The organism is Enterobacter cloacae complex sp. P40C2, from assembly GCF_014930695.1.
Taxonomy (GTDB): Bacteria; Pseudomonadota; Gammaproteobacteria; order Enterobacterales; family Enterobacteriaceae; genus Enterobacter; species Enterobacter pasteurii.
On record NZ_JADBRP010000001.1, the window covers coordinates 792388 to 818884 of the forward strand.

Here is a 26497-nt window from a genome sequence, read left to right on the forward strand (position 1 = left end):
GCGGCCATGAAGCTTACCCTTTCACCGCCGCCCTTTGAGGGCGCGCCCGTGGTGGTGCTGATTGCCGGGCTCGGCGGCTGCGGAAGCTACTGGCTGCCCCAGCTCGCCGCGCTGGAGCAGGAGTATCAGGTGGTGTGCTACGACCAGCGGGGCACGGGAAATAGCCCGGATCCCCTGCCGGAAGGGTATACCCTCGAGCAGATGGCTGACGAGCTGGCGCAGGCGCTGGCCGCCGCCGGCATCACCCGCTACTGCGCGGTCGGCCACGCGCTGGGGGCGCTGGTCGGCATGCAGCTGGCGCTCGACAGGCCTGATGCGCTCATCGCGCTGGTTTGCGTCAACGGCTGGCTCGCCCTCCACGACCATACCCGCCGCTGCTTTAGCGTTCGCGAACGTCTGCTGCACGCGGGCGGCGCGCGGGCGTGGGTAGAGGCGCAGCCGCTGTTTCTCTATCCCGCAGGCTGGATGGCCGCCCGCGCCCCGCGCCTGGAGGCCGAAGAGGCGCTGGCGCTGGCCCATTTTCAGGGCGAAGCCAACCTGTTGCGCAGGCTTAACGCGCTGAAACAGGCCGACTTCAGCCGCCACGCCGCACGCGTTCGCTGCCCGGTGCAGATTATCTGCTCCACCGACGATCTGCTGGTGCCGTCCGTCTGCTCAGCTGAACTGCGCGCCGCCCTACCGCACGCCCACAAAACGGCCATGCGTCAGGGCGGGCACGCCTGCAACGTCACCGAGCCGGACGCCTTTAACACCCTGCTGCTGAACGGGCTTGCCAGCCTGCTGCACAGCCCCGAACCCGCTTTATAAGGAGCTTTGATGAGCGAAGCCATTAGCCCTACCGCGCTGGAGACGCTGTTCACCGGCGCCCGCACCCACAACGGCTGGCTGGATATGCCGGTCTGCGACGAGACGCTGCGCGAGATCTACGACCTGATGAAGTGGGGGCCCACCTCCGCCAATTGTTCGCCGGCGCGCATCGTGTTTGTCCGCAGCCCGGAGGGCAAAGAGAAGCTGCGCCCGGCGCTCTCCAGCGGCAACCTGACGAAAACGCTTACCGCCCCCGTCACGGCGATTGTCGCCTGGGACGGCGAATTTTATGAGCGCCTGCCCGAGCTGTTCCCGCACGGTGATGCCAGAAGCTGGTTTACCACCAGCCCGGCGCACGCCGAAGAGACCGCCTTTCGCAACAGCTCGATGCAGGCCGCCTACCTGATTTTTGCCTGCCGCGCGCTCGGGCTCGACACCGGACCGATGTCCGGCTTTGACAGACAGAAAGTCGACGAGGCTTTTTTTACCGGCACGCTGCTTAAAAGCAACCTGCTGATCAACATCGGCTACGGCGACTCGCGCAGCGTTTACGGACGATTGCCGCGCCTGACCTTCGAAGACGCCTGCGGGCTGGCGTAAGGAAAACTATGATGACACCTGATAAGCAAACCTTTCGCGACGCGATGGCCTGCGTGGGCGCCGCGGTTAATATCATCACCACCAACGGCCCGGCGGGCAGGGCGGGCTTTACCGCCAGCGCGGTGTGCAGCGTCACCGATTCACCGCCCACCCTGCTGGTGTGCCTGAACCGCGGCGCGTCCGTCTGGCCCACCTTTAGCGAAAACCGCACCCTGTGCGTTAACACGCTGAGCGCAGGGCAGGAGCCGCTCTCCAACCTGTTTGGCGGTAAAACGCCGATGGAGGATCGGTTTGCCGCCGCCCGCTGGCAGACGGGAGATACCGGCTGCCCGCGTCTGGAGAATGCACTCGCCTCGTTTGACTGCCGCATCAGCCAGGTGGTTAGCGTGGGCACCCACGACATTCTGTTTTGCGACATTGCATCAATCGTTCGCCACCCCGCCCCGCAGGGGCTGGTGTGGTTTGACCGCGGCTACCACGCCCTTATGCGCCCCGCCTGTTAACCCGCCTTAAGGAGGCAGAACATGTTCGGATTTCCCCACTGGCAGTTGAAATCGACCTCCACTGAAGCAGGCGTGGTCGCGCCGGATGAAAGGCTCCCGCTCGGGCAGACGATGGTGATGGGCGTGCAGCACGCGGTTGCGATGTTTGGCGCCACGGTGCTGATGCCCATGCTGATGGGGCTGGATCCTAACCTCTCCATTTTGATGTCGGGTATCGGTACCCTGCTGTTCTTTTTTGTCACCGGCGGGCGCGTGCCCAGCTACCTTGGATCCAGCGCGGCGTTTGTTGGCGTGGTGATCGCCACCACCGGGTTTAACGGCCAGGGGATCAACCCCAACCTGAGCGTCGCCCTCGGCGGCATCATCGCCTGCGGGCTGGTCTATACCCTGATCGGTCTGGTGGTGATGAAGGTTGGTACGCGCTGGATAGAACGGATGATGCCCCCCGTCGTGACCGGCGCGGTGGTGATGGCGATTGGCCTTAACCTCGCGCCGATTGCGGTGAAAAGCGTTTCCGGCTCGCCGTTTGAGAGCTGGATGGCGGTAATTACCGTGCTGTGCATCGGCGTGGTCGCGGTCTTTACCCGCGGGATGATCCAGCGGCTGCTGATCCTGGTCGGGCTGATTGTTGCCTGCCTGGCCTATGCTCTGCTGGCGAATGGTCTGGGTCTGGGCAAACCGGTAGATTTTACCCTCCTGCATCAGGCGGCCTGGTTCGGCCTGCCGCACATAACGTCCCCCACCTTTAACGCCCAGGCGATGATGCTGATCGCGCCCGTGGCGGTAATTCTGGTCGCTGAGAACCTGGGCCACCTGAAGGCGGTAGCGGGGATGACCGGGCGCAATATGGATCCGTACATGGGGCGCGCGTTCGTCGGTGACGGGCTGGCGACCATGCTTTCCGGCTCGGTCGGCGGGAGCGGCGTCACCACCTACGCGGAAAATATCGGCGTTATGGCGGTGACCAAAGTCTACTCCACGCTGGTCTTCGTGGCGGCGGCAGCCATCGCGGTGCTGCTCGGCTTTTCACCAAAATTCGGCGCGCTTATCCATACCATCCCCTCCCCGGTGATTGGCGGCGCATCGATTGTGGTATTTGGACTGATTGCCGTCGCCGGGGCGCGTATCTGGGTAGAGAACCACGTCGATCTGAGTCAGAACGGTAACCTCATCATGGTGGCGGTGACGCTGGTGCTGGGGGCGGGTGATTTCGCCCTGACGCTGGGCGGGTTTACGGTTGGCGGGATCGGCACGGCGACCTTCGGCGCGATCCTGCTTAACGCCCTGCTTAGCCGACGCGACGTGGCCGTGCCGCAGGGCGCATCGGTAACTCAGGATTCGTGATTTAATGTAGCGCTGTCATTTTCTGATAGCGCCTTTTTCCTGCGTTTCAGTTTTAGCTCGCTGACCAGCACCCCGGCAATAATAAACGCCCCGCCTAACAGCGCCAGCAGCGGCAAACGCTCGCCGGCGATACGTCCGAAAATACCGGCCCATACCGGCTCTCCGGTATAAATGACCGTCGCGCGGGTCGGAGATACGCTACGCTGCGCCCAGTTCATGGTGACCTGAATGATGGCGCTGAAAATGCCCAGCCCCAGCGCCACCACGATAAGCCCGGTGGACATCGGCGGGACGGACTCCCCTGCCGGCACCATCGTCGCGAACGCCACCAGCGATGCGGTGGCAAGCTGCACGACCGTGACGCGCTTGACGTCCACCTTTCCCGCCCAGGCGCTAATCAGAATGATTTCCGCCGCAATGGCAACGGCGCCTACGAGGGTGATGATCTCGCCCGGCCCCAGCGCCAGCAGGTTATTTTCCGGCCCGGCTAACAGGATCAGCCCGATAAACGCCAGCACGATGCCGATGCACGACATCAGGCCCGGTATTCTGCCCAGGCACAGCCACTGCAGCAGCGGCACCAGCGGCACGTACATGGCGGTGATGAAGGCCGATTTACTGCTGGAGATAGACTGAAGCCCCCACGTTTGCAGGCTGTAACCCATGGCGATTGCCACGCCAATAGCGACACCCGCCTTAAGCTCCCGGAGGGTCAGCCCGCGCAGGGTTTTAAGGGATATAAGCGCCACGGCAATCGCCGCCGTTGCGAAACGCAGCCCAACAAAGAAAAACGGATCGCTCATCGTGACCGCGTACTGAACAGCGAGAAACGTTCCGCCCCAGAACATGGTGATTAGAATAAGGATGGCTTCCTGAGGCTTAATGAAGAAGGTAAAACGAGAAGCGGACATGGGGCACCGACGCTAAGAATCAAACCTGTAGTGTGCGATGCATCAGACGACAGTTCAATGTAGCAGGCATAAAAAAACCGCCGGGAAACCCGGCGGCAGGGAGTCAACCCGGCGTACTACTTGTTGCTGCTGCCGTGGCTATTTTTACCCCCTTTTTTACCAGCCTCTGACGCGCGCTGAGGGTCATTTTTAAAGTTACCCCCGCTGGACTGGCCACCTTTACGACCTGCTTCTGATGCTCTTTCACGGTCTTCAGCGAAATTACCTGAACCACCACGATGGTTTGCCATCTCGAACCTCCAGAGTGTGAAACATTAGACATCATATTGCATTCAGTAAAAGAGGATTCTTTCACCTCGCGGCTCAAGGACAGTGCCTTTATCTGTGCCGCGTGAAGTTAAGCTTAGTGTAATGCGGCCATCCGGCAAGCGAGAGGTAATATTCTGCAACATGATCTCAGCCTTTCGTATGAGATATCGCGCCGCTTATTCATAAGCCTTTCTTATCTTTTGAAAAATCTCCCCAGCCAAAGTTGTTTCATTTTGCTACAGCCAGCCTCAGGAAAAGATATTGTTATATATCAAATAAATGCCGTTCATTTTTGCAGTCTCGCCGTGATGTCATATCTTTAAAGTAACGCAGCGATTCGCTGTAAGAAAAACCAACGAGGAGTGATGCAAAATGGCAAAAGTTCTGGTGCTCTATTATTCCATGTATGGACACATTGAAACCATGGCTCACGCGGTAGCAGAAGGCGCAAACAGAGTAGACGGCGTTGAGGTTGTGGTAAAACGCGTACCGGAAACCATGCAGGCGGAAGCCTTCGCCAAGGCCGGCGGGAAGACGCAAAACGCCCCGGTGGCGACCCCGCAGGAGCTGGCGGAATACGATGCCATTATTTTTGGCACCCCTACCCGCTTCGGCAATATGTCTGGCCAGATGCGCACCTTCCTCGATCAAACCGGCGGGCTCTGGGCCTCGGGCGCGCTATACGGCAAGCTCGCCAGCGTATTCAGCTCGACCGGCACCGGCGGCGGCCAGGAGCAGACGATTACCTCAACCTGGACTACTCTTGCACATCATGGGATGGTGATTGTGCCCATTGGTTACGGCGCGCAGGAACTGTTCGATATTTCACAGGTACGTGGCGGAACGCCGTACGGTGCCACAACGATTGCCGGCGGCGACGGTTCGCGTCAGCCGAGCAATGAAGAACTCACGATCGCCCGCTATCAGGGTGAATACGTCGCGGGTCTCGCTAAAAAACTGAACGGCTAACCCAACAGGAGGACAAGTATGCCAACGCAAGAATCCAAGGCTCACCACGTGGGTGAATGGGCAAGTTTACGCAACACCTCTCCGGAGATTGCCGAAGCTATCTTTGAAGTCGCCAACTATGACGAAAAGCTGGCGGAGAAGATTTGGGAAGAAGGCAGTGATGAAGTGCTGGTTCGCGCCTTCGAAAAAACGGACAAAGACTCGCTCTTCTGGGGTGAGCAAACCATCGAACGTAAAAACGTCTGAACGTTCCCCCCGCCCCGGCGGGGGGTTTTCTTCTATTTCGCCGCGCTGTTCATTACCGCATTGAATTTATCGATCGGGCAGAAGCCGTTCGCATCCACCGGGCAACCCTTAAGCTCCAGCGTTACGCGCTGCGCGGGGGATTGCAGCGACAGCACGCTGGCGTTCCGCAGCTGGGCTGAACTCTGGTAGACATACTCAATTTTCATGAGCTCGCGGTTGGCGTTTTTGTCGTGCCAGCGCTGGAAGACAATTTTGCCGCCGATCGGCGTCCGCTCCTGCTGGTCGTGCAGCTGATACGGCTTAAAATCCAGCGCCGTCAGCAGCGAGGCGATATTGGAGTCATGCCCCACCAGCAGGGTAATTTTTGGCGCTTTTGCCTGTCCGGTCACCAGCGCATTATCGATGTACTTCACCAGCGGTTTAGCGACGTTTTGCGCGACGTCCGTCGAGGTAAAGAGCGAGTCCTGATAGCCATTTTTCAGCTTCGACAGCACGCGCCACTGCTGATCGGTTTTGATCTCGCCCCAGGCCACCCGATCTGCCGGGAAACCTTCGTAATACTGCAGGGTGAAGGCGTCCACCAGCGAGTTACCTACCTTCAGCGGCCCGGACACGCCCGGCTCCTTCTGGTAGTCGGCGCTGAAGGTATCTTTCGCCTCCGTCAGGGAGCAGACTTTTTTCTCCCTGCAGGACGGCGAGTCGCTGTAGTTCGTCAGCTGTTCCAGCAGCCTGTAGCTTTCATCAAGCTGCATTTTCTGCCGCTCCGTCTCCATCGCCTTCAGCGCCTTCTCGCGAAACGCGGGGGAATCGTCGGTAATGACCGGATTGAAGGTAGGATCCATGGTGCCCATCTTTTCCTGATGATGCACGGGAACATCGCACCCCGGGAACGCGCCGGCGATAAAGAACTGCGCGGTCGCCACGGTGCGCTGCAGGCTGTTGGCGTAGGCATAAACGGTGTCCGCTGGCGGACATTCTCCCGTCTTCACCACCCCCTGCTCTGCCAGCCACTCGCGCATGTAGTGGCCCATATACACTTCCAGCACGCCACCCTTGGTGGTCAGCTGGCCGCCAGGGACGTCCCACTCCGGCCACTGCTTCGGCGTGGACTGTTCCAGCACGCTGCCGTTGTTGGCGAGCGGCGCGCGCAGGTTGTGACGGCTCATTATCAGCACCTGCTGTAGCTGATATCCCTCAGGCGTCTCCTGGGCCTGTGCGCCCGTCGTTATGGAAAGCGTGCCCGCCACGGCGACAGCAAGTAGTGCTCTTCTCATCCCTATTTCCTCACACGTTTTTATTGTTACGCGGAGTGTGACAGATCCGTGACGGTTTTTTCGGGAAGCATTTCTCAAACTGATGATTACCTGCCGAGACGATCGCCGTATTGTTCCACCCAGTCGGCCAGCGGGGAGAGGGCATTTTGCAGGGTTAGCCCCAGCCCGGTGATTTGATACTCCACGCGCGGCGGGATTTCCGGGTAGACCGTCCGCGTTACCAGCCCGCGCTGCTCAAACAGGCGCAGCTGTTTCGTCAGCTCTTTTTGAGTGATGGGGGCCGCCGCACGCAGCAGATCGCCAAAACGTACGGGGGAATTGATCACAATCAGACGGTAGAGGATCGGGATTGCCCATTTACCGGAAATCAGGTTTACAAACTGCGTCATCGGACAGGCATGCACCGCCGATTTTTTTTCACAACACGTATCCAGCATTTCAGCCATATCACACCTTTTGCATCTTTAGTATCCAAATGGTACCTGGTTTCCTTTCGATACTAACGTTTCTATAGTGCTTTCTCCAGAGACATTTCAGGAGAAGAAAATGGGTCGTTTAGCAGATAAATATACGCTGATTACCGGCGGGACCAGCGGTATCGGTCTCGCCACCGCGCAGGCGTTTATTGCCGAAGGGGCGCGGGTTGCCGTTACCGGGCGCAACCCGGAAACCCTCGCCGAGGCAGAGCGCATCCTGGGCGATAACGCCTGGGTGATCCCGGCCGATGCGGGTGACGCTGCGGCGCAAAAAGCGCTGGCGGAGACGATTGCCGCCCGCTGGCCGCGGCTGGATGCGGTGTTTATTAACGCCGGTGACGTGACGCACGCGCCGCTGGAAGCCTGGCAGGAGGAGGCCTGGGATCGGCTGATGGGCATCAACCTGAAGGGACCGTTCTTTTTGATTCAGGCGCTGCTCCCGCTGCTCAGTAACCCGTCTTCGGTGATTTTGTGCGGCTCCGTAAGCGCGCGCATCGGCCTCCCTTACAGCAGCGTCTATGCCGCGAGCAAGGCCGCCCTGCTGTCGCTGGCGCGTACGCTGTCGGCGGAACTGCTGCCGCGCGGGATCCGCGTGAACGGCCTGAGCCCTGGCCCGGTGGAAACCCCGGCGTTTACGAAGACGGGCTTAAGTGAAGAGACGCTCAACGCAATGGTCGGGGAAATCATTAAACTGGTTCCGCTGGGCAGAATGGGTACCACCACGGAGCTGGCGAAGGCGGCGCTCTATCTGGCGTCCGATGAGTCAAGCTACACCGTAGGCACCGAACTGCTGGTGGACGGCGGAATGGGAAGTCTGTAAGTCAAAAGGCGCTGATGCCGGTCACCACGCCGACATACAGCGCCGCCCACAGGCAGGCAGAAAGCAGGCTGACGGTGTAAACCTTCACCGCGCTCATTCTCAGCATGCCCGCCGCCAGCGGGACGATATAGCGCAGCACCGCCAGAAAGCGCGACGTAAAGAGCACCAGCACGCCGTTTTTCCGTAACCGGTGCTGCACGCGCAGAAATTTATCGGCATGCCTGGCGGTAAAGCGCGCGACCCAGGGCGTATGCCCCATCAGCTGGCCAATATGGTAATTCAGCACCGATCCCACGGTGGCCCCCATCGCCACGGCAAGCCACGCCAGCCCGGGGTGCAGGCTCGACTGGCTAACGGCTATCCCCGCCAGCAGCATCACCGACGCGGGCGGCAGCACCGAGGAGATCAGCACCGTTGATTTACTCAACGCCATCACGACGAGCAGCGCGAACAGCTGCGCCGGATAGTGCGCAAAATGAATAAGCAGTGTGTCCAGCCATGCCATTTTACTCTCCTCGTCAACCATTTAATTCCCCATTAGAAATGAAAAAAGTTAAATAAAGCCTCAACGTCTTCTGGATATTATTCATTTAAACGATTCTTAAACATTATTAAAATTCTTCGGCAGCCGTTTTAAATATGCGTATTATTCGTCACGTTTTACAACGATCTCGTTATGGCGAGGCTCCTGTACAAATACACGTTATCGCTCTGGTGGGTTCGAGAGAACCGGCACAGGGTAAAACAGGCACTGTCGAATCAAGGCTTTGTCAGTATAACTTCCCTTACGGGATACGGTGTACAGTGCTGAACCCAGGACGTGGGGATCTCCTCTTCGACATGCCCTGTCTTGCTCGCCCCTGAGAGATGTTATTATTCAAAGGGAATGTATTATGTCTTACGCTATTCACAACCAAAACCTGGCTTTTAACGACAGCGCAATTGCGCAATATATGAATACCGATTTTATTGTTATCGATATTTCATTATGCGTGGCGTTAGCGCGCGAGCAGTTTTTCGAAAAATTAAAGGACGATGATATTCCGTCGCATATTTTTATCGAAGATAATGGCCGCCTCGCCGGTTTAATTGCCGTACGCAAATTATTGCAGGCCACGGATACCGTGCAGCCGGTTAAGGGGCTGATGATATCGGAGTTTATTCAGCTCAAACCGGAAGACGAACGGGCAGACGTCGCCGGGGTGCTGGCGCACGCGGGTGCGGATGTGGTGCCGGTGGTAACCCACGGCAAGCTGGTGGGCTGTCTTACGGAACGCGAAATCGCCCATCTGCTGGAAGATGACGTCACAGAAGACGCTCAGCTTCAGGGGGCAACGCTGCCGCTGGAGAAGCCCTATCTGGAGACCAGCGCCTTCAGCCTGTGGAAGAAACGCTCCGTCTGGCTGCTGCTGCTGTTTGTCGCGGAAGCGTACACCAGCTCGGTGATCCAGCATTTTGAAGAGGCGCTGGAATCCGCCATCGCGCTGGCGTTCTTTATACCCTTGCTGATTGGCACCGGCGGGAACAGCGGCACCCAGATCACCTCTACGCTGGTGCGCGCCATGGCGCTGGGTGAAGTCCACCTGCGCGACGTTGGCCGCGTGCTGCGAAAAGAGATGAGCACCTCGCTGATGATTGCCGCCACGCTGGGCCTGGCGGGCTGCGTCCGCGCCTGGATGATGGGCATCGGGATGGAAATCACGCTGATCGTCAGCCTGACGCTGGTGTGCATTACGCTCTGGAGCGCGATTGTGTCGTCGGTGATCCCGATGGTGTTAAAACGCTGCAAGATCGACCCGGCGGTGGTCTCCGCGCCGTTTATTGCGACGCTGATCGACGGCACCGGGCTGATTATCTACTTTAAGATCGCGCAGTATACGCTGGGGCTGGAGTAACGCGGTTCGCCAGTTGCCCCACCGCCAGCGCAAACGCCTCGATTGCCAGCGCGACATCCTCAGCCATCACCGACTCTGCCGGATGGTGGCTGACGCCGCCCTTACAGCGTACAAACAGCATGCCCACCGGCCAGCGTTCCGCCAGCGCTATCGCGTCATGCCCTGCGCCGCTGGGAAGGGATAACGAGCAACCCTGTACCGATACGACGGCCCTCCCCAACGCGGTTTGTAGCCCCGCGTCGCACGGCGTGGCGGCGATGCGGTAAAACTCCTCGGCGCTGAAGTCCAGACCGCGACGTGCGGCTATCGTGCGCGCCTGCGCCAGCAGTTCAGTAAGCAGCGCGTCAAGCGGCGCATCCTGCGGACCGCGAATATCCAGCGAGAGTTCAACCTCACCGGGAATCACGTTCACCGCTCCCGGCAGGCAGCGCAGCGTCCCGACCGTTGCCACCAGATTGCCACCGTGGCGGTGGGTGGTTTTTTCAATCACTCCTGTCCACTCGGCGGCGGCGGCCAGCGCATCCTTACGGTGCGTCATCGGCACGGTGCCGGCGTGCCCGGCCTCGCCGGTAAAGCGGCAGTTCAGACGACGCGCGCCGTTAATGGCTTCCACCACCCCCAGCGCCAGCCCCTGCTGTTCAAGGCACGGGCCCTGTTCGATATGCAGCTCCAGGCAGGCGCTGAAATCCTCCCGATCGCGCGCGGCATGCGATACGCGGGCAGGATCCAGCCCAGCCTGCACCATCGCCTGCGCCACGCTGATCCCGCTGGCGTCGCGCGCTTCCAGCCAGCCCGGCGGCCAGGTGCCCGTCAGGCCGCGGCTGCCCAGCAGCGTGATGCCGAAGCGGGTGCCCTCTTCGTCGCAAAAGCCCACGATCTCGATCGCCTGCGCCAGGCGGATCCCCTGCTGATGCAGGCCGTCCACCACCTCAATGGCGGTAAGCACCCCGAGCATGCCGTCGTAGCGCCCGGCGTTGCGCACCGTGTCCAGATGCGAGCCGAGCAGCACCGCCCGCGCCCCTTCCTGCCGACCTTCATAGCGACCGCAGATATTGCCCACGCTGTCCTGCCAGACGGCCATGCCCGCCTGGCTCATCCACTGCCCCACCAGCTGGTTGGCCTGCAGATGCTGTGCCGAAAGATACACCCTCGTCAGCGCATCCGGGGTTTCGCTGATGGCGGCCAGCGCGTCGGCGCGGGCCATCACCCGTTCTGCCGCCGGGCTCATTGCGGCATCTCGCGGCGATAATGGTCCCACGCGGCCTGCATGGCGGCGCCCTGCGTGGTGGTGAACTTCAGGTAGTTGAGCACCGACTCCAGCGCGCTCAGGGTGGTCATCACGCAGTCCTTGCGCGCGTTGTAGCCCATGGTGCCAATGCGCCACACCCTGCCGTGCAGCGGCCCGAAGGAGGTGCCGATTTCAATCCCGAAATCCTCCAGCATCAGCTTGCGCACCTGGTCGCCGTTAACCCCCTGCGGGATAACCACGCCCAGCACGTTGTTCATCCTGTGCTTCAGGTCGCCGAAGGTTTCCAGCCCCATCGCCTGAATGCCCTTCAGCAGCGCGTCGCCGTGCAGCTTATGGCGCGCGATGCCGTTATCCAGCCCTTCCTGGAGGATCAGACGCGCGCATTCCCGGGCGCCGAACAGCGCGGTGGTAGCCTCCGTGTGGTGGTTCAGCCGCTCCGGCCCCCAGTAGTCCATTACCATGCCGAGATCGAAGTAGTTGGAGTAGATCATCTCCTCGTCGCCGTCGCGGTGGGCGTCGGTACGAATGCCCTCCTCAACGCGCCTGCGCCGGCGGATCGCCTCCTCCATCCGCGGGCTCAGCGTGATCGGCGACGTGCCGGACGGACCGCCAAGGCATTTCTGCATGCCAGCGGAGACGGCATCCAGCCCCCAGGCGTCGGTCTCCAGCGCGTTCCCGCCGAGCGACGCGGTGGCATCGGTGTAAAACAGCACGTCGTAGCGGCGGCAGATCGCGCCAAGCTCCGCGAGCGGCTGCAGCATGGTGGTGGAGGTGTCGCCCTGCACGGTCAGCAGCAGGCGCGGACGAATGCGTTTAATGGCATCCTCCACCTGGTCCGGCGTGAACACTTCCCCCCACGGCACCTCGATGGTATGCACCTCCGCCCGGCAGCGGCGGGCAATCTCGCACAGCAGATGACCGAAGCGGCCAAACACCGGCACCAGCACCTTATCGCCCGGGCGAATGGCGGAAACCAGAATCGCTTCAATCCCCGCGCGGGAGGTGCCGTCCACCAGCATCGTCCAGCGGTTGTCGGTGCGGAACACGCCGCGATAAAGCGCCATCACCTCGTTCATGTAGTGGGTCATGGCCGGATCGTACTGGCCTACCAGCTGACTCGACATGGCGCGCAGCACGCGCGGGTCGGCGTTGATCGGCCCCGGCCCCATCAGCAGGCGCTGCGGCGGGTTGATTTGCGGAAAACGTGCGATATCCATGGTTAAGTCCTTATCAGTTGAGGCCGCGAACCGAGGAGATGAACTGCTTCAGTTCGGTGGTCTGCGGGTTGGCGAACAGCGTTTTGCTGTCGCCCTGCTCCCACACCTTCCCCTGGTGCATAAACACCACGCGGTCCCCCACTTCGCGGGCAAAATTCATTTCGTGCGTCACGAGGATCAGAGTCATCCCCTCGGCCGCCAGCTGCTCCAGCACCTTAAGCACTTCACCCACCAGTTCCGGATCCAGCGCGGAGGTGATCTCGTCACACAGTAAGACTTTTGGCGACATCGCCAGCGCGCGGGCAATCGCCACCCGCTGCTGCTGGCCGCCGGAGAGGCTCGACGGGTAGTAATCCAGGCGATCGCCGAGGCCGACCTTCTCCAGCATCTGCTGCGCCAGCGCCCGGCAGTCGGCGGCGCTTTTCTTCAGCACACGCCGCGGGGCGAGCATCACGTTCTCCAGCGCCGTCATGTGTGGGAACAGGTTGAAGCTCTGGAACACCATCCCGACCGAGCGGCTGATTTCGCGCGCCTGGGAATCCCGGTCGGTAATGGTCATGCCGCCCAGCTTGATGCTGCCGTCCTGATACCCTTCAAGGCCGTTGATGCAGCGCAGCAGCGTGCTTTTGCCGGAACCGCTGCGCCCGATAATGGAGATCACCTGGCCCATGTCGATATCCAGATCGACGCCCTTGAGCACGTGGTTGTCGCCGTAGTACTTCTGCACCTGATTAATGGTGATGAGAGGCATTGAATTTCGTCTCCAGATAGCGGCTGTAGCGGGACAGCGGATAGCACAGAATAAAGTAGCCCAGCGCCACCAGCGCAAAGACCTTGAACGGCTGGTAGGTTACGTTGGTCAGCATGGTGCCGGCCTTGGTCAGCTCGATAAAGCCGATAATCGACGCCAGCGCGGTGCCCTTGATCACCTGCACGGCGAAACCCACGGTTGGCGCGATGGCGATGCGCAGCGCCTGCGGCGCCACCACGCGAAACAGCGTCTGGCCGAAGGTCAGCCCCAGACAGCGCGAGGCTTCCCACTGCCCCTTCGGCAGGGCGCGAATGCTGCCAAACCAGATATCGAGCAGAAACGCGCTGGTGTAGAACGTGAGGGCCAGCGAGGCGGCCGTCCACGGCGAGACGTCGATGCCGAACAGCGCCACGCCGAAGAAGGCCAGGAACAGCTGCATCAGCAGCGGCGTGCCCTGAAACAGCTCAATATAGCCGCGGATGATGCGCTTCACCGTGCGCCCGCCCGACAGGCGCAGCAGCAGGAGCGGCAGCGTCACCGCCGCGCCGCCGAAAAACGCCACCAGCGACAGCAGCACCGTCCAGCGTCCGGCCAGCAGCAGGTTGCGAATAATGTCCCAGTCGGTAAAGGTGGTCATCATGCCTGCACCCCCAGCCATTTGCGTCCCGCCGCCATCATCAGCTGGCGCAGGGTAATCGACAGCGCTAAGTAAATGCCGGTTGTCACCAGATAAACCTCAAAGCTCAAAAACGTTCTGGACTGGATCAGGTTGGCGGCAAAGGTCAGCTCTTCATACGAGACCTGCGACACCACCGACGAGCCGAGCATCACGATAATGCACTGGCTCACCAGCGCCGGGTAAATGCGCTGCAGCGCGGGCGGCAGCACCACGCGAATAAAGGTCTGCAGGCGAGTCAGCCCCAGCACGCGTCCGGCTTCCCACTGCCCTTTGGGCGTCGCCTGAATGCCCGCGCGGATAATCTCGGTGCTGTACGCGCCGAGGTTAACGACCATTGCCAGCAGCGCCGCCTCCCCCGCCGTCATCTTCAGACCCAGATTCGGCAGGCCGAAGACGATGAAGAACAGCTGCACCACGAACGGCGTGTTGCGGATGATTTCCACGTACGCGCCCCAGATCCGGCTGTACCACGTCGTGCGTCCGCTGCGGATCGCCGCGCCAAAAATCCCTGTCGCCAGCCCGCCGATAGTCGCCATCACCGTCAGCTGAATGGTGATCCACAGCCCCGCCAGCAGCTCCGGCCAGTAGGGCCAGAGCGCCGAAAAATCGAGTTGCTCAGCCATAGCCTTATACGCCGAAGCTTGCCGGCAGCGGGGCCTTCAGCCACTGTTCAGACAGGCCGTTCAGGGTGCCGTTTTTAATGCCCTGCTCAATCAGCGCATCCACTTTGGCTTTCAGCGCCGGTTCGTTCTTCTTCAGGCCAATAAAGCACGGCGAGTCTTTAAGCATAAAGCTCGGCACCGGGGCTTTAGCCGCGTTCTGGCGCGAAATGGCCGCCACCACGAGGTTGCCTGTCGCCACGTACTGCACCTGGCCGGAGAGGTAAGCGGAGAGCGTGGTGTTGTTGTCTTCGTAGCGCTTCACGCTGGCGTCCTTCGGCGCGAGGCTGGTGAGCACCATGTCCTCCACCGCCCCGCGCGTCACGCCGATGGTTTTTCCGCTCAGCGCGGCGGCATCCTTCAGCTCGGCCCCTTGCGGGCCAAACACGCCGAGGAAGAACGGCGCGTAGGCGCGGCTGAAATCGATCACCTTTTCGCGTTCCGGGTTTTTACCGAGGCTGGAAATGACCAGATCCACCTTATCGGTTTGCAGATACGGCACGCGGTTGGCGCTGGTTACCGGCACGAGCTGAAGCCTGAGCTTCATCTCTCTGGCGAGATAGCGCGCCATGTCGATATCGTAGCCCTGCGGCTGAAGATCGGTCCCGACCGAGCCAAACGGCGGGAAGTCCTGCGGGACGGCAACGCGAAGCGTGCCGCGCTTCTCGATATCCTGAAGCTGGTCAGCCTTCGCGGGCAGTTGTGCGAAGAGGCATGCGGCCCCGGCCAGTGCAATTAACAGTTTTTTCATGGTGCTTCCCCGTAACGTTAGCGTGAAACAAAAGATTCTTCGAATTTAATTTTGCAACTTATGTGCCAGATAAGGCGAAGCGGGAAATTTTCTGTTAAAGCCTGATAAAACGCGGGCGGGGCGAAAATGTTCTCCATTTTCGCCCCGCCCGGCTGCACCATTTCAATGCAAAGCACCAGCCCGATGCCCCATTATCGCTGTTCGAGTTCGTCCAGCTGCTGGTAGAGGGAGGCAATCTCGTGAATGCGCGGGCGGCCCTTATCGAGGATCTCGTGCAGGAAGGCGTTCGCCAGCAGGCTGATCAGGCTATTGACCGACGAGTAGCTGTCGTAGGCGGATACGCTGTCCAGCGGGGCGCAGAGCTGCCAGCTCGCCAGCGGAAACAGGCTGTGGGCCTGCGGCTCGCACATCAGCAGCACCGGAATGCCGCTGCGCTGAAGCTGCTGCATCAGCGGGCGAATAATGCGCGGACGACGGCGAAAGGCCATCATGACCACCAGATCGTCGGGCGTTAAATCCACCAGCTCCTCGCTCAGGCTCTGCCCCGGCTGCGGCAGCACCAGCACCTGGCCGCGCGCCTGCAGCAGCTGCTGGCGCAGGTGCAGCGCCGCGGGATAGGCGTTACGCATGCCGATAATGATAATCCGGCGCGCCCTGACCATGCAGGCCATGGCGTCGGCAAACTGCTGCGCGTCCAGGGCATTGACCCACTGGGTCAGGTTTGCCATCTCCTGCTTATAGTGACGGGCCAGCAGCGTGTTTCCCTGCACCGCATCGCGGTTGTCGGCGAGCGGCATCCCGCTCTGGCGCAGGGTGCGCAGCTCGTCGCGCATCTCTTTATACTTCTCATAGCCCAGGCGCTTAAACAGCCGGCTCACCGTCGCTTTCGACACGCCGCTCAGCTGCGCCAGCTCGGCGCTGTTGTAGCTAATCAGGTCGTCAAAATGGTCAAAAATAAAATCCGCCACCCGCTGCTCCTGCGGCGATAGTGACGCATAGTGCGCTTTCAGTCGTTCATCAAGCTGTTCCATAACGCCTCTGTAACGTTTGTTTCATCCCACCTTTGCTATTCATTTAGCATGCCAGCTTCTGCGGCGAACGGCATGAAACTTTTTGTTCAGAACTGGAACAACTTTTGCAGCAACCTGTAACCTACAGGGTTATGAGGACACTCTATGCAAAGTAACGTCTCCACGCGCGGCATGGCCGTCGCGCCCCACCATCTTGCCAGCCAGAGCGCCCTGGGCGTGCTGCGCGAGGGCGGCAGCGCAATAGAAGCAATGGTGGCCGCCGCCGCGACCGTTGCCGTGGTGTATCCGCACATGAACGGGCTGGGCGGCGATGGCTTCTGGCTTATCGTTCCACCGCAGGACGAACCGATCGCCGTTGACGCCAGCGGCGCGGCGGGGTCGCTGGCCACGCTTGCCGCCTATGGCGGATTGCCACATATTCCCCACCGCGGCCCGCGGGCGGCGCTGACCGTCGCCGGCACGGTGAGCGGCTGGGACGAGGCGCTGAGGATCTCGCAGGAGATGACCGGCAGGGCGCTGCCGCTGGCCCGCCTGCTGGCCGACGCCATTGACTACGCGCAGAACGGTACGCCGGTCACCGCGTCGCAGGCCCACGCCACGGCCAGTAAATACGACGAGCTTCACGACGTCCCCGGCTTCGCGGAGACCTGGCTGGTAAACGGCAAACCGCCGCAGGCGGGAAGCCGCTTCTGCCAACCCGCCCTGGCCTTAACCCTGCAGCGCCTGGTGGATGACGGTCTCGACAGCTTTTATCGCGGCCCGCTGGCGGACACGCTGGCGCGCGGGATGGCGACGCTCGGCATGCCCGTCACGCGGGACGATCTGGCCGCGCACGTGGCCCGGCGAACCGCGCCGCTGAAACTGCAGCACCGGCTGGGAGAGATCTTTAATCTCGCCCCGCCGACGCAGGGGCTGGTCTCGCTGGCGATCCTCGGCATTACGGACCGGTTAGCGATGGCCGATGCCGACGACGCGATGACCATTCACCGCATCGCGGAAGCGACCAAGCTGGCCTTCGGCCTGCGCGATGCGCACATCACCGACCCGCGCGAGATGCAAACCGACGTTCAAAGTCTACTGACTCCCGCCGCCCTCCAGGAGCTTGCCGACAGGGTTGACGACGCCCGCGCGGCGCCGTGGGGCAACGGGAAAGGCCCAGGGGATACCGTGTGGATGGGGGTGATGGACGAGAGCGGCCTTGCCGTGTCGTTTATTCAGAGCATTTATCACGAGTTCGGCAGCGGCGTGGTGCTGCCCGACACCGGCATCGTCTGGCAGAACCGGGGGGCGTCCTTCAGCCTCAACCCGGAACACCTGCTGGCGCTCGCGCCGGGCAAACAGCCCTTTCATACCCTTAACCCGGCAGCGGCGCGCCTTAGCGACGGACGCGTGATGGTTTACGGCTCGATGGGCGGCGACGGACAGCCGCAAACCCAGGCGACGATTTTTACCCGCTATGCCTTACAGGGCGTGCCGCTGCAGGAGTCGGTAAACCGTCCTCGCTGGCTGCTGGGCCGCACCTGGGGGCAAACTTCCGACAGCCTGAAGCTTGAAGGGCGATTCACACCTGAGACGGTCACCCACCTGCAGGCGCTGGGGCATGAAGTGGAAATGTTCCCGGACTTTAGCGAAGCCATGGGCCACGCCGGGGCGATTGTGCGCCACCCTGACGGCCTGTTCGAAGGCGCATTTGACCCGCGCAGCAACGGCACCGCCGCCGGATTCTGAGGAGAGAGCAATGACGACACCACAACCCGACTGGCAGGCGTATCTTGCCCAAATGGAGTCCGTGCTCGGCGTTGAGCTGGACGATGCCCGTCGCGCCGCGCTGCGGGAACAGTTCAGCCGCATTGCCGCCATGGCCGCCCCGCTGATGGCGCTGCCCCTCGATGACCGTCTGGAGATTGCAGGAGTGTATAAAGCATGAGGCTACACGAGATGAGCATCGATGACGTTCAGCAGGCGCTGAGCGCGGGCAGCCTGAGCGCGCGCGAGATTGCCCGCCAGACGCTTGAGGCGGTTTCTCGTCTTAACCCGCAGATCAACGCCTGGACCACCGTAACGGAAGCCCGCATGCTCGCGGAAGCCGACCGCATCGACGCCCTGCGTCGGGAAAAGCGCCCGCTGCCCCCGCTGGCCGGCGTGCCTTACGCGGTAAAAAACCTGTTTGACGTTGCCGGACACACCACCCTCGCAGGGGCTGAACTGTTCAGCCAGCGCCCCGCCGCCGCTGACGACTGCTTTGCGGTGCGCCAGCTGCGCGGCGCGGGGGCGTTATTGTCCGGCATGGTGAATATGGACGCTTATGCCTACGGCTTCACGACCGAAAACAGCCACTACGGCGCGACCCGCAACCCGCACGATCTGGCCCGCGTCGCCGGCGGATCCTCCGGCGGTTCAGCCGCCGCCGTGGCCGCCGGGCTGGTGCACTTTTCGCTCGGCAGCGACACCAACGGGTCAATTCGCGTTCCGGCCTCCCTGTGCGGCACCTATGGCCTGAAGCCCACCTTTGGCCGCCTGTCGCGCACCGGCAGCCATCCGTTTGTCGCGAGCCTGGATCATATCGGTCCCTTTGCCCGCCGCGTGTGCGACCTGGCGTCCGTGTATGACGCGCTGCAGGGGCGGGACAGCAGCGACGGTTTTCAGGCAGAGCGTTCGGGCGAACCGACGCGCCCCCTGCTTGAGCGCGGCCTGAACGGCCTGCGCTGCGCGGTGCTCGGCGGCTACTTCACCACCTGGTGCGACAATGATGCGCGCGACGCCGTGGCGCGGGCAGCGAAGGCGCTCGACGTGCAGGACGAGCTGCTGTTCCCGGAGGCCGAGCTTGCGCGCGCCGCGGCGTTTATCATCAGCGCCGCCGAAGGGGGAAACCAGTACCTCCCCGCCCTTCGCCGCGAGCCAGACCGCTTTGAGCCGCACTCCCGCGAAAGGCTGCTGGCAGGGGCGATGATCCCCTCCGCCTGGTATATTCAGGCCCAGCGCTTTCGCGCCCTGGCACGCCAGGCGTTTAAAATGCTGTTCGCCCGCGCCGACGTGCTGATTGCCCCGGCAACCCCGCGCAGCGCCACGTTCATTGGGGAGCAGACCATGGAGATTAACGGCCAGCCGCTGCCGATCCGCGCCAGTATGGGCATGCTGACCCAGCCGATCTCGTTTTTGGGCTTACCCGTCACCACCGTCCCGCTGCGCACCGCGCAGGGCGCGCCGATTGGCCTGCAGCTAATTGCCGCACCGTTTAACGAGCAGGCGTGCCTGCGCGTGGCGCGGGTGCTGGAAGAGAGCGGCATCACCGATGCCCGTGCGGCGGAGATAGCGGCATGATCAATCACGAAGACGTCAACCTGCCGTGGGTGGTCGCAGAGGTGACGGCCGCGTTTTACCGCTATGAAGAGGCGCTGGTGAGCAACAGCATTGCCGTGCTGGACGAATTGTTCTGGCACGACAAAAGCACGGTGCGTCTGGGGGCGGGTGAAAACCTGTACGGCATTGATGAGATCCGCGCCTTTCGCGCGGCGCGCCCCTCTGCCGGGCTGCAGCGAACGCTGCGTCACACCGTGATTACGACCTTCGGGGAAGATTATGCCGTATGCAGCACCGAGTTTACCCGCGAGGGAACGGAACGGATTGGCCGCCAGCAGCAGACGTGGGTACGGTTTGCCTGCGGATGGCGGATCGTGGCGGCGCAGGTGAGCTTGATGGCATAGTCGCAGGCCGGGTAAGGCGCAGCCGCCACCCGGCAAAAAACGGCTCAATTATTTCTGAAAGGGATGCACCTCCCGCCAGTGGTCGGCAATCTGCTGGCGGGTACAGATCCACACCCGATCGTGCTGCTGCACGTAGTCAAGAAACCGCTGCAGGGCGCGAAAACGTCCCGGCCGCCCCAGCAGGCGGCAGTGCATGCCGATGGACATCATCTTCGGCGCGCTTTCCCCCTCTTCGTACAGCACGTCAAAGCTGTCCTTCAGATAGGTATAAAACTGCTCCGCGGTATTAAACCCCTGCGCGGTGGCAAAGCGCATGTCGTTCGCATCCAGCGTGTAGGGCACAATCAGGTGCGGTTTACGGGTGCCGTCGGAACGCGCCACTTCCGTCCAGAAGGGGAGATCGTCGCCATAGTAGTCGCTGTCGTAGTCGAAGCCGCCGTGCTCCACCACCAGCTGACGCGTATTGGGGCTGTCGCGCCCGGTGTACCAGCCCGTGGGCGGCTTGCCGAACAGGTCGGTCAGGACGTGTACCGCTTTCTGCAGGTGCTCACGCTCCTGGTGGATATCCATGTGCTGATAGTGGATCCAGCGCCAGCCGTGGCTGACCACGTCGTAATCCGCCGCCCCGATCGCCTCAACGATCTCCGGATGGCGCGCCAGCGCCATCGCCACGCCGAAGACCGTCAGCGGCAGGCCGCGCTTCTGAAATTCAGTGTGGATCCGCCAGAACCCGGCGCGGCTGCCGTATTCGTAGAGGGAGTCCATCGACATGTGCCTGTCCGGGTAGCTGGCCGCCCCGATAATGTCCGACAGGAACTGCTCGGACCCGGCATCGCCGTGCAGAACGTGGTTTTCCGCCCCTTCCTCATAGTTGAGCACAAACTGCACCGCGATCCGCGCCCGATCCGGCCACCGCGCGTGCGGCGGCTTACCCGCATAGCCGCGCAGATCCCGCGGATAATCCTGTTCAAAAAGCCCCATTGCCACCCCCAACACTTAAAATGGATCCAGCCCCTGAAAGGGCCCGCTTAACGCTTTTTTCTCCGGGAACGCCAGGTCACCGTGCTTGCTGGTCGACAGCCCCAGCGCCACCAGCGATTCCACCATCTTCACCGCCGCGCTGACGCCGTCGATGACCGGCACGCGCAGCTCGCGCGTCAGATCCCGGGCAAGCGTCGCCATGCCGCCGCAGCCCAGCACAATGGCGCCGCAGCCGTCCTCGTTCAGCGCCTGTATGCAGCGCGCGCGCACCTTCTCCTGCGCCAGCCCACTGCCGTCTTCCAGGGCCAGCACCGGGAGGTCGATAGCGTGCAGCCCCGCGCAGCGATCGTAAAAGCCATACTGGTGCAGAAGATGGCGGGCAATAATCAGCGTGCGCGGCAGCGTGGTGACAACCGAAAAGCGCGTCGCGACCAGCGTCGCCGCGTGCATGGCGGCTTCGGCAATCCCGATCACCGGCCCCTGCGCCAGCTCGCGCGCCGCCAGCAGGCCCGGATCGCCAAAGCAGGCGATGACGTGACCGTCCACGCCCTGCTCCCTGCCTCTTTTGATCTGCTCCAGTACGCCCACGGCGGCGATGGCCTCATCAAAATGGCCCTCAATAGACGGCACGCCCGCACTGGGGCAAACCGCAAGAATTTCCGTGCCCGGTCCCGCTACCGCGCGCGCCGCCGCGCCGATGGTTTCGGTCATTGCGGGGCTGATGTTGGGGTTGATCACCTGAATACGAACGGATGACATTACGGCTCCTTGTGGCCGGCAAACAGCCGGGCAAAATCGGGAAGGCATTCGCCTGCCCGCTCAAAGCAGAGGCTGGCGACGATATGTTCAAAATGGTGCATTAAGGCATCGCTTAAGGGCTGCAGCGCTTTCTGACGCAGCAGCTCCACGAGCTGTTCATGATCGTTGCAGCGGCAGCCCTGACGCCACGGCGCGCCCCAGGCGGCGATCGCCAGCGAGGTGCGCTGGCTCAGGCGGGTCACCATGTCAGTCAGCACCTGATTGCCGGAGATGGCCTGCAGCTGAATATGGAAGCTGGCGGAGTGGCGGATCGCCGCCGGGCCGTCATAGGCCTCGTGCGCCTGCTGCTCCTGGCGAATAACGCCCTCCAGCGCGGCCAGATGCGGCGCCCGGCAGTGCGCCAGCACGTCCGGCAGGTTAGCGACCTCAAGCAGCGCGCGGGTACGAAAGATCTGCCGCGCGTCTTCCACCGTCGGGCTGGCCACGTGTGCACCACGCCTGGGCGTCAGGGTGACCATTTGCACAGCGGCGAGTCGCTGCAGCACCTTGCGGATGCCCGTGCGGCTCACGCCAAAGACCTCCGCCAGCGCCTCTTCCGGCAATTTACTTCCCGGCAATAGCTGGTGTTCGACAATGGCCGTCATCAGCGCCTGAAAGATGTATTCATCTTTGTCCTGCAGCTCTGGCGCGGCCTGCAGGCCGTTCGCGTGGTTCATTACCTACTCCGGTTTTTTACTTTTTAACATCAATTCGTATACATAAAATTAAAGTATTGAATACAAGATTTATGATTTTTGGCCTGGATCCTGCAACGCCGTCTGCACAACCACGTAACGGGTTTTCATTAACAGGAGCAGGATCCATGCCAAAAAGTCAAAACGCGCAGCAGATTACGGCAGCTGATTCCGGTGCGGCATACAGCCCACGCCTTTGCAATGAGGATCTGGCACCGACGCGTGACCAGAACTGGAGCTGGTACAACATCTTTTCTTTCTGGATGTCCGACGTTCACAGCATGGGGGGTTACGTCGTGGCCGCGAGCTTCTTTACGCTCGGGCTGGCAAGCTGGCAGGTGTTGCTCTGCCTGCTGGTGGGGATCTGCATTGTGCAACTGTGCGCCAACCTGGTGGCCAAACCGAGCCAGATGGCGGGCGTGCCGTATGCGGTGATCTGCCGCCAGGCGTTTGGCGTATTCGGGGCGAACATTCCGGCGGTGATCCGCGGGCTTATCGCTTTTGCGTGGTACGGCATTCAGACTTACCTGGCCGCAAACGCGCTGATGCTGGTGGCGCTGAAATTCTGGCCCTCCCTCGCTGCGCTGACGGCAGACGCCTTCCTTGGGCTTACGCATCTTGGCTGGATCTGCTTTGCCATCATGTGGGTTTTGCAGGCATTGGTCTTCTGGCACGGTATGAACGCCATTAAGCGCTTCATTGATATCGCCGGTCCGGCGGTCTACGTGGTGATGCTGGCCCTGGCGGGCTGGATTGTATACAAGACCGGTTTTGACGGGATCTCCTTTACCCTCGCCAGCAAATCTCTGTCCGCGGGCGAGCAGGCCTGGCAGATGATCGCCGCGACCGCGCTGGTGGTCTCCTACTTCTCCGGCCCGCTGCTCAACTTCGGTGATTTCTCCCGCTACGGGAAAAGCATGGGGGAGATCCGCCGCGGCAACCGCTGGGGCCTGCCGTTTAACTTCCTGCTGTTCTCCCTGGTCACCGTAGTGATTGTCTCCGGCACCCAGTCGCTGTTTGGGCGCATGATCACCGACCCGATTGAAACCGTCAGCCGCGTGGGGAACGATCTGGCGGTAGCCATCGGCCTGCTGACGATGATTGTCGCCACCATCGGGATTAACATCGTGGCGAACTTCGTTTCGCCAGCGTTTGACTTTTCTAACTGCTCGCCGCAGAAGATCAGCTTCCGCACCGGGGGCATGATCGCCGCCGTCGGCTCTATCCTGCTCACCCCGTGGAACCTGTTCAACTCTCCGGAGCTGATCCACTACACGCTGGACGTGCTTGGCGCGTTTATCGGCCCGCTGTTCGGTATTCTGATCGCCGATTTCTATCTGATTAAGCGCGGCAGGGTGTCGGTAGACGATCTGTTCGACGACACGCCAAAGGGCAAATACTGGTACCGTAACGGCTTTAATCCGAAAGCCATCGCTGCGCTGCTCCCCTCCGTGGGCGTGGGTCTGGTGATAAGCTTTATCCCGGCCCTGCACGAGGTGGCGAACTTTAGCTGGTTTATCGGCGTCTTCCTCGGCGGCGTGACCTATCGCTGGCTGGCCCGGAAGGATCGCGAGGGCGCATCCGCCGCGCACTTCACCGCACGCGAGGCCGCGCGCGCTATCAGACAGGAGCCGTGATGGATTACCAGACTGCGTTACGCGGTGCATTTTTCGATATCGCTCAGGTCTGCGACAGCGCGGACCTGATTGCCGACCACGCGCGCTACCGGGAGGACGGGCTGCTGTTTATCCAGCAGGGAAAAATCGTGGCGCTGCTGGACTGGCACGAGGGCGAGAAGCATCTTGATCCGCACAAAGGCTATACCGACCTGCGCGGCAGGCTGCTGCTGCCCGGATTTGTTGATACCCACGTTCACTATCCGCAAACGGAGATGATCGGGGCATTCGGCGAACAGCTGCTGGAGTGGTTGACCACATACACGTTTCCGGTGGAGAGCCAGTTTGCCGATGAGGCCTATGCAAAAGAGATTGCCGAATTTTTCATTAACCAGCTGGTGAGCAACGGGACCACCACCGCGCTGGTGTTCTGCACCCTGCACCCTGGCTCCGTCGACGCGCTGTTTACCGAGGCGCTGCGCCTGAACATGCGCCTCATCGCCGGAAAGGTGATGATGGACAGGCACGCGCCGGACTACCTGACCGAGACCGCTGACGAGAGCTATCAGCAGACGCGGGCGCTGATCCAGCGCTGGCAGCACCGCGGGCGGCTGGGGTATGCCATTACGCCGCGCTTTGCCCCCACCTCTTCTCCCGAACTGCTCACGGCGGTCAGGCTGCTCAGGGAAGAGTTTCCGGATACCTGGATGCAGACCCACCTGAGTGAAAACCCGCACGAAGTCGCCTGGGTGAGCGATCTCTGGCCCGAGCACGAGCGCTACCTGGACGTTTATCACCACTATGGCCTGACGGGCGAGCGCAGCGTATTCGCGCACGGTATTCACCTGCACCACAGCGAATGGCAGTGCCTGCACGACACCGGCTCTGCCGTCGCGTTCTGCCCCACCTCTAACCTGTTTCTCGGCAGCGGGCTGTTTCGCCTGCCCGCCTGCTGGCAGCATAAGGTGCGGATGGGCATCGGCACCGACGTCGGGGCGGGAACCACCTTCAGCATGCTGCGCACCCTTGGGGAGGCCTATAAGGTCGGGCAGCTACAGAGCTATCGCCTGCGCGCCTGCGAGGCGTTTTATCACGCCACGCTGGGCGGGGCCCACGCGCTGCGGCTGGACGAGAAGATTGGCAGCTTCAGCCCCGGCAAAGAGGCAGACTTCATCGTTATTGACCCGGCGGTGACGCCGCTACAGCGCCTGCGCCACCGCCGCTGCCGGGATATTTATGAGCAGCTTTTTGTGCTGATGACCCTCGGCGACGAGCGCAACATCAGCGAAACCTGGGTCAGCGGCGAACGGGTGTGGTCAGCTGCCCCGGTAGGTTGACCATCCGCCGGGCGCAATCACGAACGGCAGATGGAAGTGCTCGTCTGCCGCCTCCCCCGTCACAAAATCAATTTGCGCGCAGGGATAGAGCGTGCTGCGGCCGGTGTCGGTAAACCATTCACCGATGTCGGCCACCAGCCGGTAACGGCCAGCAGGCAGATCGGCAACAAATGCGGCAATGCGTCCCTGGGCGTTAGTGACCGCGGTCGCCAGCCGCTCCCCTTCCCGTTCAAGATGCACCGTCACGCCCTCTGCGGGCTTGCCTGTTGAAATATCGAGTATATGCGTGCTGAGCGTGCTCATTCGCCAACCGCTCCTTCCAGTCGTAGTAAGGTAATTTCCCGCAGCTGTTCGAGCGCAATCTCCAGTTCCTCAGCCTCGCTGTTTTCAAGCCGCGCGCGCAGGGCTTCTACTATTTCCCCGCTGGTTCGCCCTTTCGCGCGGATCAGAAAGACGCGTCCGAAGCGGGCTTCGTAGCGGGCATTTCCGTCCCGCAGGGCGTCGGCATGATGCTGCTCAACCGCCCCCTGCTCCTGGCGCGACAGCGCGGCCTCCGGCCCCGTTCCCGATGGGGTTTCGCCGATCCGCGGGTGCGCGCTCAGGGCCTGAGCCAGGGCCGCTTCATCCCATTTTTGCGCCAGCGCCAGCGCCGCGCTGAACAACGCTTCCGGACTGGAATAGGGCCGTCCGCGAACCAGCGCGTCGGCCCAGGCAGGTAACGCCACGCACGCAGAGATCCGCGCCAGCGCCTCTTCGTAAGGCAAATGATTAAAGTCGTGTAGTGCGATCATGATGGCTCCGTTGAAATCCTCGTCTACAGCCATTGCACAAATTACGCCACTCTTGCCGACGGCGTGAAACAGTCGATTCCGCCA

General features: G+C 61.7%; 29 protein-coding genes, 2 pseudogenes and 1 riboswitch. Of the genes and pseudogenes, 14 read left to right on the plus strand and 17 right to left on the minus strand.

Annotation, left to right across the window (positions count from 1 at the left end):
- The first annotated feature begins 6 nt into the window (after positions 1–6).
- Genes rutD through rutG form a run of 4 tightly spaced genes read left to right on the plus strand, consistent with a single transcriptional unit; the run spans position 7 to position 3254 of the window.
- Positions 7–807, plus strand: a complete 801-nt coding sequence (gene rutD, locus IM304_RS03845) for a pyrimidine utilization protein D (protein ID WP_193356332.1) — start codon at positions 7–9, stop codon at positions 805–807.
- Between the two features lie 9 nt (positions 808–816).
- On the plus strand, positions 817–1407 hold the full coding sequence (locus IM304_RS03850; RefSeq protein ID WP_193356333.1) for a malonic semialdehyde reductase: 591 nt from the start codon (positions 817–819) through the stop codon (positions 1405–1407).
- Positions 1408–1415: 8 nt separating this feature from the next.
- Entirely contained in the window at positions 1416–1910 is a 495-nt protein-coding gene (rutF, locus tag IM304_RS03855; protein ID WP_148420888.1) for an NADH-dependent FMN reductase RutF, read from the plus strand.
- Between the two features lie 21 nt (positions 1911–1931).
- Entirely contained in the window at positions 1932–3254 is a 1323-nt protein-coding gene (gene rutG, locus IM304_RS03860; RefSeq protein ID WP_193356334.1) for a pyrimidine utilization transport protein G, read from the plus strand.
- Here rutG and IM304_RS03865 read toward each other — a convergent pair.
- Positions 3242–4165 (minus strand): DMT family transporter, encoded by a 924-nt coding sequence (locus IM304_RS03865; protein ID WP_193356335.1) that lies wholly within the window; start codon positions 4163–4165, stop codon positions 3242–3244. The two genes, rutG and IM304_RS03865, sit on opposite strands and share 13 nt — an antisense overlap.
- A 116-nt stretch (positions 4166–4281) precedes the next feature.
- A complete protein-coding gene (locus IM304_RS03870) occupies positions 4282–4455 on the minus strand; it encodes a general stress protein (RefSeq protein WP_032639520.1) in 174 nt (57 codons plus the stop codon).
- Positions 4456–4846: 391 nt separating this feature from the next.
- On the opposite strand from IM304_RS03870, the gene wrbA reads away from it, so the two are divergent.
- Together wrbA and IM304_RS03880 are read left to right on the plus strand one after the other, a co-directional pair.
- Positions 4847–5443, plus strand: a complete 597-nt coding sequence (gene wrbA / locus IM304_RS03875; RefSeq protein ID WP_176610674.1) for an NAD(P)H:quinone oxidoreductase — start codon at positions 4847–4849, stop codon at positions 5441–5443.
- Between the two features lie 18 nt (positions 5444–5461).
- The gene (locus IM304_RS03880; protein WP_148420895.1) at positions 5462–5689 is read left to right on the plus strand and encodes a YccJ family protein; all 228 of its coding nucleotides are present in this window, start codon (positions 5462–5464) and stop codon (positions 5687–5689) included.
- Between the two features lie 32 nt (positions 5690–5721).
- Here the strand turns inward: IM304_RS03880 and agp are convergent, their stop codons facing one another.
- A complete protein-coding gene (agp, locus tag IM304_RS03885; protein WP_193356336.1) occupies positions 5722–6963 on the minus strand; it encodes a bifunctional glucose-1-phosphatase/inositol phosphatase in 1242 nt (413 codons plus the stop codon).
- Positions 6964–7049: 86 nt separating this feature from the next.
- Positions 7050–7409: a helix-turn-helix domain-containing protein gene (locus IM304_RS03890; protein ID WP_193356337.1), complete on the minus strand. Its 360-nt coding sequence runs from the start codon at positions 7407–7409 to the stop codon at positions 7050–7052.
- A gap of 100 nt (positions 7410–7509) precedes the next feature.
- Between IM304_RS03890 and IM304_RS03895 the strand changes: the two genes are divergently transcribed.
- Positions 7510–8259 (plus strand): SDR family oxidoreductase, encoded by a 750-nt coding sequence (locus tag IM304_RS03895; RefSeq protein WP_193356338.1) that lies wholly within the window; start codon positions 7510–7512, stop codon positions 8257–8259.
- Position 8260: 1 nt separating this feature from the next.
- Here the strand turns inward: IM304_RS03895 and IM304_RS03900 are convergent, their stop codons facing one another.
- Positions 8261–8764, minus strand: coding sequence for a DedA family protein (locus tag IM304_RS03900; RefSeq protein ID WP_148420899.1), 504 nt, complete (start codon positions 8762–8764; stop codon positions 8261–8263).
- 158 nt (positions 8765–8922) lie between these two features.
- Positions 8923–9092: riboswitch (M-box (ykoK) riboswitch) on the plus strand.
- A 60-nt stretch (positions 9093–9152) separates the two neighbouring features.
- Here IM304_RS03900 and IM304_RS03905 point away from each other — a divergent pair.
- Positions 9153–10154, plus strand: a complete 1002-nt coding sequence (locus IM304_RS03905) for a magnesium transporter (RefSeq protein WP_176610679.1) — start codon at positions 9153–9155, stop codon at positions 10152–10154.
- On the opposite strand, the gene hpxK is transcribed toward IM304_RS03905, so the two are convergent.
- The 7 genes from hpxK to hpxU all read right to left on the minus strand — a co-directional run bounded on the left by hpxK (position 10120) and on the right by hpxU (position 16491).
- Positions 10120–11382, minus strand: a complete 1263-nt coding sequence (gene hpxK, locus IM304_RS03910) for an allantoate amidohydrolase (RefSeq protein ID WP_193356339.1) — start codon at positions 11380–11382, stop codon at positions 10120–10122. The genes IM304_RS03905 and hpxK overlap by 35 nt on opposite strands.
- Complete coding sequence (locus IM304_RS03915; protein ID WP_193356340.1) at positions 11379–12620, minus strand: alanine--glyoxylate aminotransferase family protein; 1242 nt, start codon at positions 12618–12620, stop codon at positions 11379–11381. Before IM304_RS03915 ends, hpxK begins: the two co-directional genes overlap by 4 nt.
- A gap of 13 nt (positions 12621–12633) precedes the next feature.
- A complete protein-coding gene (locus IM304_RS03920) occupies positions 12634–13371 on the minus strand; it encodes an amino acid ABC transporter ATP-binding protein (RefSeq protein ID WP_148420907.1) in 738 nt (245 codons plus the stop codon).
- Positions 13352–14008: an amino acid ABC transporter permease gene (locus IM304_RS03925; protein WP_176678703.1), complete on the minus strand. Its 657-nt coding sequence runs from the start codon at positions 14006–14008 to the stop codon at positions 13352–13354. Before IM304_RS03925 ends, IM304_RS03920 begins: the two co-directional genes overlap by 20 nt.
- On the minus strand, positions 14008–14673 hold the full coding sequence (locus IM304_RS03930) for an amino acid ABC transporter permease (protein ID WP_193356341.1): 666 nt from the start codon (positions 14671–14673) through the stop codon (positions 14008–14010). The genes IM304_RS03925 and IM304_RS03930 overlap by 1 nt, the downstream gene beginning before the upstream one ends.
- Positions 14674–14677: 4 nt before the next feature.
- A complete protein-coding gene (locus IM304_RS03935; RefSeq protein WP_193356342.1) occupies positions 14678–15460 on the minus strand; it encodes a transporter substrate-binding domain-containing protein in 783 nt (260 codons plus the stop codon).
- 191 nt (positions 15461–15651) lie between these two features.
- Positions 15652–16491, minus strand: a complete 840-nt coding sequence (hpxU, locus tag IM304_RS03940; RefSeq protein WP_193356343.1) for a MurR/RpiR family transcriptional regulator HpxU — start codon at positions 16489–16491, stop codon at positions 15652–15654.
- Between the two features lie 144 nt (positions 16492–16635).
- Between hpxU and hpxW the strand changes: the two genes are divergently transcribed.
- The 4 genes from hpxW to hpxZ are packed head-to-tail and all read left to right on the plus strand — an operon-like array spanning position 16636 to position 20195.
- Entirely contained in the window at positions 16636–18219 is a 1584-nt protein-coding gene (hpxW, locus tag IM304_RS03945; protein WP_193356344.1) for an oxamate amidohydrolase, read from the plus strand.
- 10 nt (positions 18220–18229) lie between these two features.
- A complete protein-coding gene (hpxX, locus tag IM304_RS03950; RefSeq protein WP_176610685.1) occupies positions 18230–18418 on the plus strand; it encodes an oxalurate catabolism protein HpxX in 189 nt (62 codons plus the stop codon).
- Positions 18415–19812 carry an AtzE family amidohydrolase gene (locus IM304_RS03955; RefSeq protein WP_193356345.1) on the plus strand — a complete coding sequence of 466 codons (1398 nt, stop codon included), beginning with the start codon at positions 18415–18417 and terminating at the stop codon, positions 19810–19812. The genes hpxX and IM304_RS03955 overlap by 4 nt, the downstream gene beginning before the upstream one ends.
- Entirely contained in the window at positions 19809–20195 is a 387-nt protein-coding gene (gene hpxZ, locus IM304_RS03960; protein WP_148420920.1) for an oxalurate catabolism protein HpxZ, read from the plus strand. Before IM304_RS03955 ends, hpxZ begins: the two co-directional genes overlap by 4 nt.
- Positions 20196–20243: 48 nt before the next feature.
- Here the strand turns inward: hpxZ and puuE are convergent.
- The 3 genes and pseudogenes from puuE to IM304_RS03975 all read right to left on the minus strand — a co-directional run.
- A pseudogene (puuE, locus tag IM304_RS03965) lies at positions 20244–21095 on the minus strand (allantoinase PuuE); the annotation flags it as partial.
- Positions 21061–21935, minus strand: a pseudogene (hpxA, locus tag IM304_RS03970) (allantoin racemase). The pseudogenes puuE and hpxA, both read right to left, overlap by 35 nt.
- Positions 21935–22651 (minus strand): GntR family transcriptional regulator, encoded by a 717-nt coding sequence (locus tag IM304_RS03975; RefSeq protein ID WP_193356348.1) that lies wholly within the window; start codon positions 22649–22651, stop codon positions 21935–21937. The pseudogene hpxA and the gene IM304_RS03975 overlap by 1 nt, the downstream one beginning before the upstream one ends.
- A 146-nt stretch (positions 22652–22797) precedes the next feature.
- Here IM304_RS03975 and IM304_RS03980 point away from each other — a divergent pair, with 146 nt between their 5' ends.
- Both IM304_RS03980 and guaD read left to right on the plus strand, forming a co-directional pair.
- A complete protein-coding gene (locus IM304_RS03980) occupies positions 22798–24306 on the plus strand; it encodes an NCS1 family nucleobase:cation symporter-1 (protein WP_193356349.1) in 1509 nt (502 codons plus the stop codon).
- Complete coding sequence (gene guaD / locus IM304_RS03985) at positions 24303–25622, plus strand: guanine deaminase (RefSeq protein ID WP_193356350.1); 1320 nt, start codon at positions 24303–24305, stop codon at positions 25620–25622. The genes IM304_RS03980 and guaD overlap by 4 nt, the downstream gene beginning before the upstream one ends.
- Here guaD and uraH read toward each other — a convergent pair.
- Positions 25602–25925 (minus strand): hydroxyisourate hydrolase, encoded by a 324-nt coding sequence (gene uraH / locus IM304_RS03990; RefSeq protein ID WP_193356351.1) that lies wholly within the window; start codon positions 25923–25925, stop codon positions 25602–25604. The two genes, guaD and uraH, sit on opposite strands and share 21 nt — an antisense overlap.
- Positions 25922–26413, minus strand: coding sequence for a 2-oxo-4-hydroxy-4-carboxy-5-ureidoimidazoline decarboxylase (gene uraD, locus IM304_RS03995; protein WP_193356352.1), 492 nt, complete (start codon positions 26411–26413; stop codon positions 25922–25924). The genes uraH and uraD overlap by 4 nt, the downstream gene beginning before the upstream one ends.
- Between the last annotated feature and the right edge of the window lie 84 nt (positions 26414–26497).